We start from the raw sequence: 12,427 nt of genomic DNA on the forward strand, positions 1-12,427 counted from the left end.
GATGACATTGGTTTAACGCATGTTAATCCAAAGGTGGATGACCATTAATTTCTTCAAAGATCCTATCGAAATTTTCACGTATATAATTTCGAAGTTTAAGTCTATAATCGTCTTTTAACCAGGAGATAAAGTTATGAGTACTCTTACTAATGCATTTCGAATAGCGTTCAATACGGAAATCGATGTCGTCGCCAAGCATTTTCGCCAAGCCCAGTGCATCATAGACATCCTCACTGTTTTCAGTACAGATATAAGCATGCTGGTCGATAGAGCGCTCGAGTATCACTTTTGAAGTCTCACCATTTCGAACCGATTCTGTATATGCATTCTTAATATCAAAGTAGACTTCCTTCGATTTTCCAAACTCGGCTCTTAGTTCGTCTGGCATTTCATACCTAAAATGACTTTCAAGTTCATCATCATCCATTAAGCTGTCTAGATAGGACGACGGATATTTAAAAATTCTTTGCCAATCGAGATCAGCGCCCCAAGGTCCGAAACGATGAAAATTGTTTCCGAGATCAATGACGTTGAAAATGTTTTTATTTTTCAGAATACGTGATCCACGACCAATCATCTGATAATATAAGGTAAGGGATTTTGTTGCTCTATTTAGTATAATAGAATCGACAGTTGGTTCATCGAAACCAGTTGTTAAGATACTTACAGATGTTAAAATAGCATCTGGCGTATCTCTAAACCATTTCAGGATGTGTTTTCTTTGTTTTTTAGTAGCAGTATTATCCAAATGCATTATCGGATATCCTGCGTGTTTAAATGCGTCATATACAAATAAAGAAGTATTGATACCATTGTTGAAGATCAATGTCTTTTTTCCGAAGGAACGCTCTCTATAGGCCTGTAGTAAACGAGTTAACATATCATTCCCCATATACAAATCATCTGACGATTTCACTGTATAGTCACCATTAGCCCCCACTTCAAGAGATGTTAAGCCTACATTATAGGAAAACACTTCTGCTCTTGATAGAAATTCATTTTCAATTAGGGATTCGATACTTTCACCTACGATTAAATCATCGTAGTTCTCATTCATGGGAAGCTTGATATTCGAACTAAGGGGTGTAGCAGTAACTCCCAGAAGAAAAGATTTCTCAAAAAACTTAAACAGTTTTGTAAAGGAGTTATAATGTGCTTCATCAATAATCACTAAACCTATATCAGAAATATCCAGTTTATCGTCCTGTAATCGATTGTTTAGTGTTTCGACCATTGCGACGAAACAGCTGTAGTCAGCTTGGTCATCGAGATTTGCCGTACTATTAATCACCTTGTTTACCACATTAAACTCGGTAAGCATCGTTGATGTTTGCTTACAAAGTTCAATCCTATGAGTAAGCACTAAAACTTTTTTATTGTGATGTTTAAGATACTGACGGACAATTTCAGAAAATATGACCGTTTTTCCTCCTCCTGTAGGCAATTGATAAAGCAAGTGATAATCTTCCGGGGCATCTTCAAAACTTTTAAAAATTTTATCGATTGCACCTTTTTGATAACTATAAAGAGCTTTACCACTAGTAGTTTCCTCCAGGACTGAAATTGAATCTTTCTGAGACATTGAATTTTTTTAGACGTGCAAAGATAGTTTCTATAAAGGGTTTTTAAAGAATATAAATCAAAAAAATCTTTTTCTCTTCGGAAATGGATACGTAAATGTTCTTATCCACATCTCCAAAACGCAAAAATATACTTTGAAATTGTAAGCCCTTTTCATGAAAATATGAGGCCAAAATCTAAAAGAATTTGTAATGTATTTCGCACAGTAAATAGCTTTCAATTCCTACAAAAAAATAAAGAATATTAACATTATTCGACATAGCGTAAACTATAGTCGTTTAAAAGCATTATCTAAATATTTATTTAACAGTTGGTTACAGAAATAGAATTATCTTTGTAGAGCCCAAATTAGTCATATATGAAGATTCATTATTCCTACAAATTATTCTCCTTTCTGTCCATCTTATTGTGGTCATTTACACATTCATTTGCTCAAGTTGGAATTAATACTACAACTCCAAGAACAACTTTAGAAGTTGGTGGAGATTTAAGAGTTTCAGAAAGTTTAGAAATTGGGACTCTAAATCCGTTAGTTGATGCTGACACTTCTACCTTTCTCATTCAAAATAATTCAAATTACATAAAATCGCTGGATGTAAGTAATCCAACGGGGGCCGCTTTAGGATATATCCAAGAATATGTGATTACAAATCCAGAATTAGATTGGGTACGTGATTTTAACACTGGAATTGATTCTAAGGATTATGTATTAATAGTACTTTCTGCTTCATACGACCTTGAACTGAAAATTTCTACCTCCTCAAATGCTGTAGACAATTCCAGTCTGCCGTATACTGCAACTTTTATTCAAGGAAACAAATGGCATATTATCGCGGATTATCCTATGGTTGCCAATAAGGATACATCTGCAATCGGGACCTGGACCATCACTACCTTGATTTTTTCTAAAGATCTTTCCAAGCAACTAGGAAGCCTTAATATCCCCATGTTAAACGCATCGACCGGAAGTGCATTATCTCCAATCATCGATTAAATACTACCTTCTATGAAAAAATTAATAATCGTAACCTTATTATTAGTGTGTTCTAAAATTATAGCCCAGGTTGGGATTGGAACAACTAAACCGTCGGCAGATTTACATGTTGGTGGAGATTTACTTGTACAAGATTCATTTTACTTAAAGAGTCTTGGTACTGTCTCTCCTACCGATGAAAATTTCAAACTCATAGCTTTGAATACAAACTCAACTCCAGCTGGTGAAGTTAAAGTTCTTGATGTGGATGCACTTTCTGTAGCACCTGTAAATGTGATTAATTATGAATTTACCAATATCTCTCTTGATAATTTAACCGATTTGGATCTTCAATATGATTCTTCAAAATATATTGTTGGGATAGCGAATTTTAGATATGTAGGAGATGCAATATTAAAAGGACCAGATCCGGTAACAAAATCTATAGGAAATTTTGTGGTGCGAACCTTCGAAAGTGGAGGTACATGGCATCTTGAAATAAAAAACAGAACTTTAGATTTGGCTGTAGGAAAATCGGTAACATATCACGCCACACTTATTATTTACGATAAATCTTACTACAAACATTTAGCCCCAATCACAACAGACCTAGGGGGATCGAATTCAGGAAATGCATCCTCTGTCCCAGTTTTAGAATAATATAATACCTACACTATGAAAGTATCAATGCTCAATATATCACTATTATTAATAACCAGTTTCTGTTTTGGACAAGTTGGTATTAACAAATCGAATCCAGCAAGTACTTTGGATATAAATGGTGACATGAAAACAGATGGCAGTGTTTATCTAGAAGCTCCTGGTGAAAGCACCACAATTAGAAATTCTAAATTACTTATTGTTTCCCCAACCGACAATATTGTTAGGTATGATATTGATGTGAGTAAATATGGTCCGATAAATTACGCTGAGTTTGTATTTAGAGGGCTATCAAAGAATGGTCTACATGATTATGACACTAAGATTTCTACAGACAAATACATTGTCTCGGTACAAGGTTTCTATTATTTAGAAGCAGTTACAGATGATACCGATATTATGGCTTACAGTAATATTAGTACTAATAATGTAGAAGGTTTTCAAGTGTATGCCTATGCAAATCCGGTAACAAACACTTGGTTTCTAAGAGCTTTTGTAAATAATTCAGAGTTTAGAACAAGAATTGCCGGTGTTTTTGCGGGAACTCCAATAGATATGTATTTGAATCTTATTATTTATAGAAACGGATTTATCACAAAGGAAAGAACCGCCATGAGTATAGATATGGGTAATTCAGAAACAGGAATTGCGCCGCTCCCAACGGGATTCTAAAATTTCATTTTAGTTTTAATTGTTAGTTAGTTTAAACGAAGAGGTGCTATTTAGTGTGGTTTCCTCTTCGTTTTTTTTGACTTCTACTTTGGTGGAAAATACTCGTGCACCCTACTCCATCCACTTTTCTTTCAAACTTAATTACAAAGTGGTTTGTTAAATAATTGTTAAAATAGTACTTTGCATTACATAGTACTGTAACATTTATATCTATCGCTCGTCTATTAAGTATAACAATCAAAAAACAACAATCATGAGAACTTTAGACAGCAATCAAATTACAGAAAGAATAAGCACAAGTAAAGCTTACGCATGGAACCTAAAAAGACGTTATAGATAGTCTTTCAGAAAAAATTCCTCAATCAAAAAACAAAAACAATGAGAACTCTAGACAGCAATCAAATTACAGAAAGAATAAGCACAAGTAAAGCTTATGTATGGAACTTAAAAAGACGTTATAGATAGTCTTTCAGAAAAAATTTATCAATCACAATTCATTCATCAATCAAAAAACAACAATCATGAGCGCATTAAAAAATAATTTAATTATCGAAAGAGTAAGTACAAGTAAAGCTTACGAATGGAACCAAAAAAGACGCTACAGATAGCCTTAAGACCTAATAACTTTAAACCCAACCACCATGAGAACGTTAAGTAACTTTCAGAAAAAGAGAAAATTTGGATGGCAAAAACAGGATCTACTAGCCTATTTTGAAGAAGACGTCCTAAACAACCTGAAAGATCCATTATTCCCCAGGTTTAGACGTTCCCTTCTTTAAAGAACTAACTAACAATCAGACAAACTGAATTTTAAATTTTTAAAATTCAGTTTTTTTTTGTCTTAATCGTAAATTCCAAATTCATCATTTTCTTCCCAAAAGAACATATGTAATGATTTATCATTTTCAGATTCTTCAAGTAGGAAGCTGTTTTCGTTTTGAAAGTCTTCCGAAGCAATTTCAAAATAAATATTCGATTCGGCTGCAAAGTCATCTTCAAACTGAAATAAGATGTCTTTTTCTTCTAAGTTTTGTTCGTTATAATTTTTCATGACAGTAAAATTTAAAGTTACATTTCCACTACTGTGGTTTTCTATTGTCAAAAATATGCTCCAAATCTAATTCTACCAACAACAAACACCCTGAATACAAACGACTTACGCCCCGATTTTACACAGGAAAAAGCCTGTTTATAGACAGGAAAAAGCTGTGATCCACAAAATTACATAGGTGCTTCAACTTGATACTTCAATGTACATTCCACCAAGCTGTCTACTGTTAGTGGAATACTTGGATTGGTATAATTAGAGTATATTTGGTAGCATAATCTCAACAACTAGCCACAATGAAAATCAACACAGTTTTAAAATGTTTTTATTTCTCTCGTTCTTTTCTGAAAAGTTATCGAACCCTAATCATGCTTTTAATTGTTTCATTGGTCACAATTTCTTGCAAACAGAAAACCGAAAATACCGCTATGACTGAAGCAGATATTATTTCAAAAGCTAAAGAAATCCACGATAGAGTAATCACATTGGATACACATTGCGATATTAACGTAAAGAATTTTACAGACTCTATAAATTACACACAGGATCTTGAAAATCAAGTGACTCTACCAAAAATGAAGAAAGGAGGTCTCGATGTTGCCTGGTTCATAGTTTATACCGGACAAGGAGAGCTAAATGCAGATGGTTATGCAAAAGCGTACGAAAATGCAATGTCGAAATTTGAAGCTATTCACAAACTCACCGAAGATATCGCGCCCGATCAAATTGCATTAGCTACCACTTCCGAAGAGCTTAGAACAATTATAAAATCCGGAAAGAAAGTAGCAATGATAGGTATTGAAAACGGTTATCCTGTAGGATTGGATATTTCGAATGTTCAGAAATTCTACGATCTTGGCGGACGATATATGTCACTTTCTCATAACGGCCATAGTCAGTTGTGCGATAGTAATACCGGCGAAGAAGTTGGAGTTTGGCTACACAATGGGCTCAGCGAATTAGGTAAACAAGTAGTTACCGAAATGAACCGTGTTGGAATGATGATCGATGTTTCTCATCCTTCAAAAGAATCCATGCGACAAATGATCGAATTAAGTAAAGCACCAATTATTGCATCTCATTCTTCCGCCAGAGCATTATGTGATAACAGTAGAAATCTGGACGATGAGCAATTACAATGGATGAAGGAAAACGGAGGTGTTGTACAAACTGTAGCCTTCACTTCTTATTTAAACACAGAGAAATACGAGACTCGTGCTAAGGTCGAAAATGAAATTGGAAAAGAAATTGCAGACTCTATGGGAATAAAATGGTTGGCGCGAAAGGAAATTATGGCCTTACCTCCGAAAGAGATCGCAAAATATTTTGAATTCTTAGGGAAAATGAGGCCAATACAGAAAAGGAAATTAGCTACAATGACCGGCCTCCCTCCTGCTGTAGATGTTTCCGACTTTGTTGATCATATCGATTATTTAGTTGAAAAAATTGGAATTGACCATGTTGGCATTAGCTCCGATTTTGACGGAGGTGGTGGAATTGAAGGTTGGAGCGATGCTTCGGAAACATTTAATGTTACGCTCGAACTAGTAAAAAGAGGTTATTCTGAAGCGGATATAGAAAAACTTTGGAGTGGTAATTTATTGAGAGTTCTGGATGAAGTACAGGCTGTGGCTAATGAAATTGAATCTGAAAGCTAACAGAAAGGTGAAACTTAGCTTTTATCCATACTGTTTATCTCTGTGATTGAAATCCTTTTTAAAGAAACACCTCTTTAAATTGAATACCCAATGTTTGACGCAACTCGCGAATATTCTTTTCTTCACCTGGTATAATCAGAGCCAAGGAAACTCCGGATTTACCGGCTCTGGCCGTTCTACCACTTCTGTGTGTGTAGTAATCGATTTGGTCAGGCAACTGATGATGAATTACAAAAGCTAAATTATTTACATCAATTCCTCGCGCCGATACATCAGTGGAGATTAAAAATTGTAAACTCTTATTCTTAAAAGCCCGCATCACCTTATCACGCTCTTTCTGTTGCATATCGCCTTCCAAAGCTTCCACCGAATGACCGTTGTCTTTTAAGGCAGTAGTAAGATTCTGAGTGCCAGCCTTGGTTCTGCAAAATATGATACCTCTTTGCAGTCCCTGACTTTGAAGTAAGCGCGAAATGATTTCAGTTTTATCTTTAATGGTTGTGGTGATATATTGGTGTGTGATGTTTGCATTTACCAAGGCGTCCTTATTTCCCTCGATTCTAGGCGCATCAACCGTCATATATGTCTTAACAATCTTCTTAATCTCTTCCGGCATAGTAGCCGAAAATAGCCAGGTATTTCGTGTTCCGCTGGTATACTTTAAAATCCGATTGAGATCATCCTTAAATCCCATACTTAACATCTCGTCGGCCTCGTCCAATATCAAAGTAGAAATATTCTTAATATTGATATCTTTTCGTTCAATTAGATCCAACAATCTTCCCGGAGTTGCCACCACAATGTGTGTGGTACGTTTCAGGTTATTTATCTGCTTGTCAATTTTCTCACCACCATAAACTCCTTCAGAAAAGATCTTATAATCGCAATACTTTGTGAATTTAAAAAGTTGCTTCTGAATTTGCTGTACCAATTCTCTAGTAGGCGCTAAAATAAGAGCCTGAATATTCGGGTTTTCCGGATCGATTTTATGCAACAAAGGTAATCCAAAAGCCGCTGTTTTACCGGTTCCGGTTTGTGCCAGACCAATCAAATCGGTATTAGAACTTAATAATATAGGAATAGCAATCTCCTGAATTTCTGTCGGTGTTTTAATTCCGAGTTCGTTCAGCGATTTTATGAAATCCTTTCGGACTCCCAATTCGAGAAATGTTGACATGTATTTTTACTAGATTTTCTTTACGCGGACTGCGTTTAAGCCTTTCATTCCTCTTTCAAGTTCAAAGCTTACTTTATCACCTTCGGCAATATCTTCAGTAGTTCCACTAACGTGTACAAAATAACGTTCTGAATCTAACTCGTCGATTATAAATCCGAAGCCTTTAGAACTGTCGAAAAAATCAACTTTTCCTTTGTGTATTGGATCTACGGGCTCTTCATCCTCTTTTTTAGGAATTCCAATCACAATATCTTCAGCATCCACTTTTACCTTCTGAGATGGGTCTGGTGGTGTATCGGTAAAACGTCCATATTCGTCTACATAAACAAGCATATTTTCTAGTCCGCCGCCTTTTGAGTTTAATTTACGCTCGGCTGCTTTCTTTCTTTTTTCTTCCTGCTTCTTAAGTTTTTTCTTTTCGCGTTCTTTTTTACCGTAGGTCTCTTGTGATCCTGCCATTTACTGTTTTGTTTTTTTAAATTTTGGTAAAGGTACATATAATTAAGATGCAATGCACAAAATAGCGTTTATGAGAAGCTTAATTATGTAGTTTTGTAGTAATTAATTCTGAAAACCTGTAAATCCAATAAATGTCTGTCGAAAACTATCGCCTTTTTATGCTCTTTAAGCCTTATGGCTATATAAGTCAGTTTATCACCAACGACTCTAAGGCGCGATCTAAGAAGTTTCTGGGTGAGCTTTACGACTTTCCTGAAGGCACTATGGCAATTGGACGTTTGGATGAAAAGAGTGAAGGACTTTTATTGCTTACTACGGAAGGAAAAATAAGCACACTCATTAATAGTCGGAAAGTTGAAAAAGAGTACTACGCACAAGTCGATGGCAGCATTACTTCCGAAGCTATTGAACAATTACAAAATGAAGTGGAAATAGGTATTGAAGGCGAGAAATATATAACAAGGTCGACAAAGGTTCATAAAATCGACTCTCCTAACCTTCCCGAAAGAGGCCGAAAAATAAGGGATGACAGACATGGTCCTACTTCCTGGATCTCAATTACAATTAACGAAGGTAAATTTCGGCAAGTGCGCAAAATGACCGCTGCCGTAGGTTTCGCAACACTTCGATTGGTTAGAGTGCGTGTTGGAAACTTAAAACTTAATGGGCTGGATGTTGGTCAAGTACGGGAAATTGAGAGCATCAAGGCCGTTGTTGAAAGTTCGGTCAAACTATAGTTCTTAAATTTTCGCCTGATAGGTATATAACTCGTAATACCTGCCTTGCAAAGCGATCAATTCGTCATGCGTTCCTCGTTCCGCAATTTTACCGGACTCTATCACTAAAATCTGATCTGCCCTTCGAATTGTACTCAAACGGTGTGCAATCACAATCGTTGTTCTGTCTTTCACTAACTCCGCCAAACTTTTTTGAATTAACGCCTCACTTTCAGTATCGAGATTTGAAGTTGCTTCATCTAAAATTACAATTTTAGGATCTGCCAATACCGCTCTCGCTATAGCAATACGTTGCCGTTGACCTCCAGAAAGCTTCACTCCTCTTTCGCCTATAAGCGTTTCAAGACCGTCGTCGAATCTATCGGTGAATTCATTTACATAACCTGCCTTTACTGCTATTTGTAATCTTTCTTCGGAAGCATTCGGTCGCGGGAACATAATATTCTCCCTGATTGTACCTTCAAATAAGAATTCATCCTGCAAAACAACCCCGAGATGTTTTCTGAAGCTATTAAGATCCACCTTAGAAATATCGTGACCATCGATCGTGATCTTCCCTGACTTCGGATTTAAAAAACTAGCCGATAAACCTGCAATCGTAGATTTCCCGGAACCTGAACTTCCTACCAAAGCGGTCACCGAGCCTGCGGGCGCTTCAAAAGTAATGTTATGCAGTACTTCCTTCCCTTTTTCGTAGGAGAAAGAAACATCGTCGAACTTTATATTTCCCTTAAATTCTTCTAAAACAATTGTTCTATTTTCTTCATCAGCTTCGGGCTCCATGTTCATGAGTTCTTCGGTACGATCCAGTCCGGCCAGTGCCTCGGTTAACTGACTCCCAATATTGCTCATTTGCACGATGGGCGCGATCATAAATCCTAATAATAATGTAAACGATATAAAATCTCCTGTTGTCAATGTACCTTGCATGATGTAGTAACCTCCGATTCCCATGATACCAGTTGATGCCAATCCTAATAAAAAGGTAGAAGTACTCGTCATTATGGCAGTAGCCGTTAAACTCTTTTTTACATTCTGAAACAATCGATCCACGCCTTTTTCGAAGGCAGCGTTCTCCTGTGCTTCAGCATTAAATCCCTTAATCACCCTCACACCGGCGAGAGTTTCAGTAAGCCTTCCGGTGACTTCGGCATTGATAACCCCACGTTTTCTGAAGATAGGACGGATATATTTAAAAGCCTTAAGAGCCACAATTCCGAAGATAGAAACAGGTACAAGAACGAATAAAGTCATAGTCCAACTAATTTTCAGCAATAAAACCAATGAAATTACTGCGGTAATCGTCCCTCCTACTAATTGTACTAATCCGGTTCCAATAAGGTTTCGAATCCCTTCTACGTCATTCATAATCCGGGAAACCAAAGCGCCCGATTTGGTATTATCGAAGAAGCTGATAGGAAGCGAAAGCACTTTTTTCTGTACTTGGGCACGTAATTCAGATATTAAATACTGTGCTTGTACACTTAAAATACGGGTTAACAAAAATGAAGTAACGGCTTGTAAAAGTATCGCTATTCCTACGATCGTAAGCAAACTATACAATTGATCAAAATCCCGGTTTGGAATCACATCATCCAGTAAAGCCTTACTTTTCCAAGGCAGTACTAAACTCGACAAACGACTGATCACAATAAGTATAAGTCCGATAAGGACTAGGTTTCGGCGTGGCCAGATAATGGTTTTAAAAGCCTTGCCTAAGGTGACATTCGGTTTCTTTTTTTCTTCTGAAGTATTTTTTTGGGCGTAGTGCTGCATGAATTTGATGCTATTTTGAAGCTTTTAAAATAGTTGCAAAGATACAAGAAAGCCATTACTTTCTGTTTGAAAATAATGGCCTTTAATCGTTAAGGTTTTCAGAAAAAACTAATCCTCTAGTTCCAAAGTAAAAAATTCATTTACCTGCTTGCCAAAGACTTTTGAAAGTTTTAAGGACAATAAGGTAGAAGGCACAAAGCGATTGGTCTCAATCGAATTTATGGTCTGTCGGGAAACGCCGATCTTTTGAGCTAACTCTTCCTGTGTAAGATTCAAAATAGCACGTTCGACTTTAAGTGTGTTCTTCATTATGCATTCCTTTTTAATACCCAGAAAACCGTTAGATAAACGATCAACATAAACCATAGAATTTGAAAGTCGCCCAGGTTTTCGAAAATGGGTTTATCCTCGCTTAATATCAAAGCCACTATAAAATTTACTACAGGCTGTAATAACACATAAAACACTCCTACTATAAATGCTACAGAAAACGATTTCGCTCGGAAATTAGTAATCATTTCATCCTCAATTTTCTCTTTGGATAACACAACAATTAATAAAGTAACTAACATTATTTTACGAAGTACTATTTTTAATACTTCAAGATCTCCTTCAAAAAACTTTGTTGATAATATAGTTGCGAAAGTTATAAAGAACAATACCCAGCCAATCTTTTTATAGACATTTGGCAATCGAAAGCGTAGTAGTCTATTAATCTTTAGTTCATCCCGATTACAGTCTTTTGTTTGTTTCATAATAACAAGTTTATTTATCATAATGACAAATATAGTTATTTTTTTGTAAAACTAGCTTTACATTTTAATTTTAACTAATGTAAGAAGTGTTATCCCCTTCCAATTTACATTTTACATTTAAAATTTTGCGGCTTTAACTCTCTAATCCTTAATAATTACAACAGTTGCTTTGTTTCCGGTAAGTAAATTCCATTTATAAGCAGAGACAAGAATACCGTTATCATCATAGACATGTAGCTCGGCAGTATTAGGTCCCGACTCTCCTTGATTGAGCGCCATAAAATCAATCTTATTTGCGCCTTTCTGTAGATTAAGATCGAAACCTCTAAAGGTGCTATCTAAGGAAATATCACTTTGTACTACATCATCATTCACAAAAACACGAATGCGATCGCCGTCTACATATTCATGGTCGCGATATACGACATTTACATAACTAGCGCCCGTAATAAGATCTCCTAAATATTGATCTTTCCCGTATTCTTCTTTTGCCTCTGTATCTTTAGTAAAGTATTTAGGCGCTTTGTTGCTTTTATTGTCCTTTATTAGCCCATCATCTCCATCCATACTAAAATCTTTCTCTTCTTCTTTTCCTAGCTTGGGAAGATTATTAGGATTGTATTTATTATCTGGCGTCGTTAAGCTCGGCATTTTTGATGCGGGTAGCTCAAAGCCATTTGGAGCTACAACATCATTTTCAGTTTGTTCAAAACGCGTTGAATTATTGCTGGGATTATCAATTTGGGCAAAACCGGCATGCATACAAAGGACAACAAGAAAATATGTGGTGAAAAGCTGCTTGTTCATTTAAATTATTTTGTTCAAACTTAGTATACAACAATTGCACCAAACGCATCATTAACATATAATTATAAGGAATTGGCGTTTATTATTTCTTTCTGAAATTCCTTCCGAAGAAACATAACCAAGA

General features: G+C 36.0%; 14 protein-coding genes. 6 read left to right on the plus strand and 8 right to left on the minus strand.

Going from position 1 to position 12,427, the window contains the following annotated elements:
* Window positions 1-22 precede the first annotated feature (22 nt).
* Window positions 23-1,582, minus strand: a complete 1,560-nt coding sequence (locus BXY75_RS06280; RefSeq protein ID WP_121906862.1) for a DEAD/DEAH box helicase — start codon at window positions 1,580-1,582, stop codon at window positions 23-25.
* A gap of 357 nt (window positions 1,583-1,939) precedes the next feature.
* Here BXY75_RS06280 and BXY75_RS06285 point away from each other — a divergent pair, with 357 nt between their 5' ends.
* The 4 genes from BXY75_RS06285 (at window position 1,940) to BXY75_RS17125 (ending at window position 4,665) form a co-directional block, all read left to right on the plus strand.
* Window positions 1,940-2,575, plus strand: coding sequence for a hypothetical protein (locus BXY75_RS06285; RefSeq protein ID WP_121906863.1), 636 nt, complete (start codon window positions 1,940-1,942; stop codon window positions 2,573-2,575).
* A gap of 12 nt (window positions 2,576-2,587) precedes the next feature.
* Window positions 2,588-3,214, plus strand: coding sequence for a hypothetical protein (locus tag BXY75_RS06290; protein WP_121906864.1), 627 nt, complete (start codon window positions 2,588-2,590; stop codon window positions 3,212-3,214).
* Between the two features lie 15 nt (window positions 3,215-3,229).
* Entirely contained in the window at window positions 3,230-3,886 is a 657-nt protein-coding gene (locus BXY75_RS06295) for a hypothetical protein (protein WP_121906865.1), read from the plus strand.
* A 641-nt stretch (window positions 3,887-4,527) separates the two neighbouring features.
* Window positions 4,528-4,665 carry a hypothetical protein gene (locus BXY75_RS17125; protein WP_170152857.1) on the plus strand — a complete coding sequence of 46 codons (138 nt, stop codon included), beginning with the start codon at window positions 4,528-4,530 and terminating at the stop codon, window positions 4,663-4,665.
* 62 nt (window positions 4,666-4,727) lie between these two features.
* On the opposite strand, the gene BXY75_RS06300 is transcribed toward BXY75_RS17125, so the two are convergent.
* Window positions 4,728-4,937: a hypothetical protein gene (locus BXY75_RS06300; protein WP_121906866.1), complete on the minus strand. Its 210-nt coding sequence runs from the start codon at window positions 4,935-4,937 to the stop codon at window positions 4,728-4,730.
* 425 nt (window positions 4,938-5,362) lie between these two features.
* Between BXY75_RS06300 and BXY75_RS06305 the strand changes: the two genes are divergently transcribed.
* Complete coding sequence (locus tag BXY75_RS06305) at window positions 5,363-6,592, plus strand: dipeptidase (protein WP_245962932.1); 1,230 nt, start codon at window positions 5,363-5,365, stop codon at window positions 6,590-6,592.
* Between the two features lie 58 nt (window positions 6,593-6,650).
* Here BXY75_RS06305 and BXY75_RS06310 read toward each other — a convergent pair whose 3' ends face one another.
* Both BXY75_RS06310 and BXY75_RS06315 read right to left on the minus strand, forming a co-directional pair.
* Window positions 6,651-7,769, minus strand: coding sequence for a DEAD/DEAH box helicase (locus BXY75_RS06310; RefSeq protein WP_121906868.1), 1,119 nt, complete (start codon window positions 7,767-7,769; stop codon window positions 6,651-6,653).
* Window positions 7,770-7,778: 9 nt separating this feature from the next.
* Complete coding sequence (locus BXY75_RS06315) at window positions 7,779-8,228, minus strand: cold-shock protein (RefSeq protein WP_121906869.1); 450 nt, start codon at window positions 8,226-8,228, stop codon at window positions 7,779-7,781.
* Window positions 8,229-8,359: 131 nt separating this feature from the next.
* Here BXY75_RS06315 and BXY75_RS06320 point away from each other — a divergent pair, with 131 nt between their 5' ends.
* Window positions 8,360-8,965, plus strand: a complete 606-nt coding sequence (locus BXY75_RS06320) for a pseudouridine synthase (RefSeq protein ID WP_121906870.1) — start codon at window positions 8,360-8,362, stop codon at window positions 8,963-8,965.
* Between the two features lie 3 nt (window positions 8,966-8,968).
* On the opposite strand, the gene BXY75_RS06325 is transcribed toward BXY75_RS06320, so the two are convergent.
* The 4 genes from BXY75_RS06325 to BXY75_RS06340 all read right to left on the minus strand — a co-directional run bounded on the left by BXY75_RS06325 (window position 8,969) and on the right by BXY75_RS06340 (window position 12,303).
* A complete protein-coding gene (locus BXY75_RS06325; protein ID WP_121906871.1) occupies window positions 8,969-10,741 on the minus strand; it encodes an ABC transporter ATP-binding protein in 1,773 nt (590 codons plus the stop codon).
* Between the two features lie 108 nt (window positions 10,742-10,849).
* Entirely contained in the window at window positions 10,850-11,050 is a 201-nt protein-coding gene (locus tag BXY75_RS06330) for a helix-turn-helix transcriptional regulator (protein ID WP_121906872.1), read from the minus strand.
* Window positions 11,050-11,496 (minus strand): hypothetical protein, encoded by a 447-nt coding sequence (locus BXY75_RS06335; protein ID WP_147437239.1) that lies wholly within the window; start codon window positions 11,494-11,496, stop codon window positions 11,050-11,052. The genes BXY75_RS06330 and BXY75_RS06335 overlap by 1 nt, the downstream gene beginning before the upstream one ends.
* A 141-nt stretch (window positions 11,497-11,637) precedes the next feature.
* Window positions 11,638-12,303, minus strand: coding sequence for a hypothetical protein (locus tag BXY75_RS06340; RefSeq protein WP_121906874.1), 666 nt, complete (start codon window positions 12,301-12,303; stop codon window positions 11,638-11,640).
* Window positions 12,304-12,427: the final 124 nt, after the last annotated feature.

Origin of the sequence: Ulvibacter antarcticus, from assembly GCF_003688405.1 — a bacterium.
Lineage (GTDB): Bacteria > Bacteroidota > Bacteroidia > Flavobacteriales > Flavobacteriaceae > Ulvibacter > Ulvibacter antarcticus.

Excerpts from the sequence above, each read along its gene's own strand:
- BXY75_RS06280 (WP_121906862.1), bottom strand. The coding sequence starts at position 1,582 with ATGTCTCAGAAAGATTCAATTTCAGTCCTGGAGGAAACTACTAGTGGT.
- BXY75_RS06285 (WP_121906863.1), top strand. The coding sequence starts at position 1,940 with ATGAAGATTCATTATTCCTACAAATTATTCTCCTTTCTGTCCATCTTA.
- BXY75_RS06290 (WP_121906864.1), top strand. The coding sequence starts at position 2,588 with ATGAAAAAATTAATAATCGTAACCTTATTATTAGTGTGTTCTAAAATT.
- BXY75_RS06295 (WP_121906865.1), top strand. The coding sequence starts at position 3,230 with ATGAAAGTATCAATGCTCAATATATCACTATTATTAATAACCAGTTTC.
- BXY75_RS17125 (WP_170152857.1), top strand. The coding sequence starts at position 4,528 with ATGAGAACGTTAAGTAACTTTCAGAAAAAGAGAAAATTTGGATGGCAA.
- BXY75_RS06300 (WP_121906866.1), bottom strand. The coding sequence starts at position 4,937 with ATGAAAAATTATAACGAACAAAACTTAGAAGAAAAAGACATCTTATTT.
- BXY75_RS06305 (WP_245962932.1), top strand. The coding sequence starts at position 5,363 with ATGACTGAAGCAGATATTATTTCAAAAGCTAAAGAAATCCACGATAGA.
- BXY75_RS06310 (WP_121906868.1), bottom strand. The coding sequence starts at position 7,769 with ATGTCAACATTTCTCGAATTGGGAGTCCGAAAGGATTTCATAAAATCG.
- BXY75_RS06315 (WP_121906869.1), bottom strand. The coding sequence starts at position 8,228 with ATGGCAGGATCACAAGAGACCTACGGTAAAAAAGAACGCGAAAAGAAA.
- BXY75_RS06320 (WP_121906870.1), top strand. The coding sequence starts at position 8,360 with ATGTCTGTCGAAAACTATCGCCTTTTTATGCTCTTTAAGCCTTATGGC.
- BXY75_RS06325 (WP_121906871.1), bottom strand. The coding sequence starts at position 10,741 with ATGCAGCACTACGCCCAAAAAAATACTTCAGAAGAAAAAAAGAAACCG.
- BXY75_RS06330 (WP_121906872.1), bottom strand. The coding sequence starts at position 11,050 with ATGAAGAACACACTTAAAGTCGAACGTGCTATTTTGAATCTTACACAG.
- BXY75_RS06335 (WP_147437239.1), bottom strand. The coding sequence starts at position 11,496 with ATGAAACAAACAAAAGACTGTAATCGGGATGAACTAAAGATTAATAGA.
- BXY75_RS06340 (WP_121906874.1), bottom strand. The coding sequence starts at position 12,303 with ATGAACAAGCAGCTTTTCACCACATATTTTCTTGTTGTCCTTTGTATG.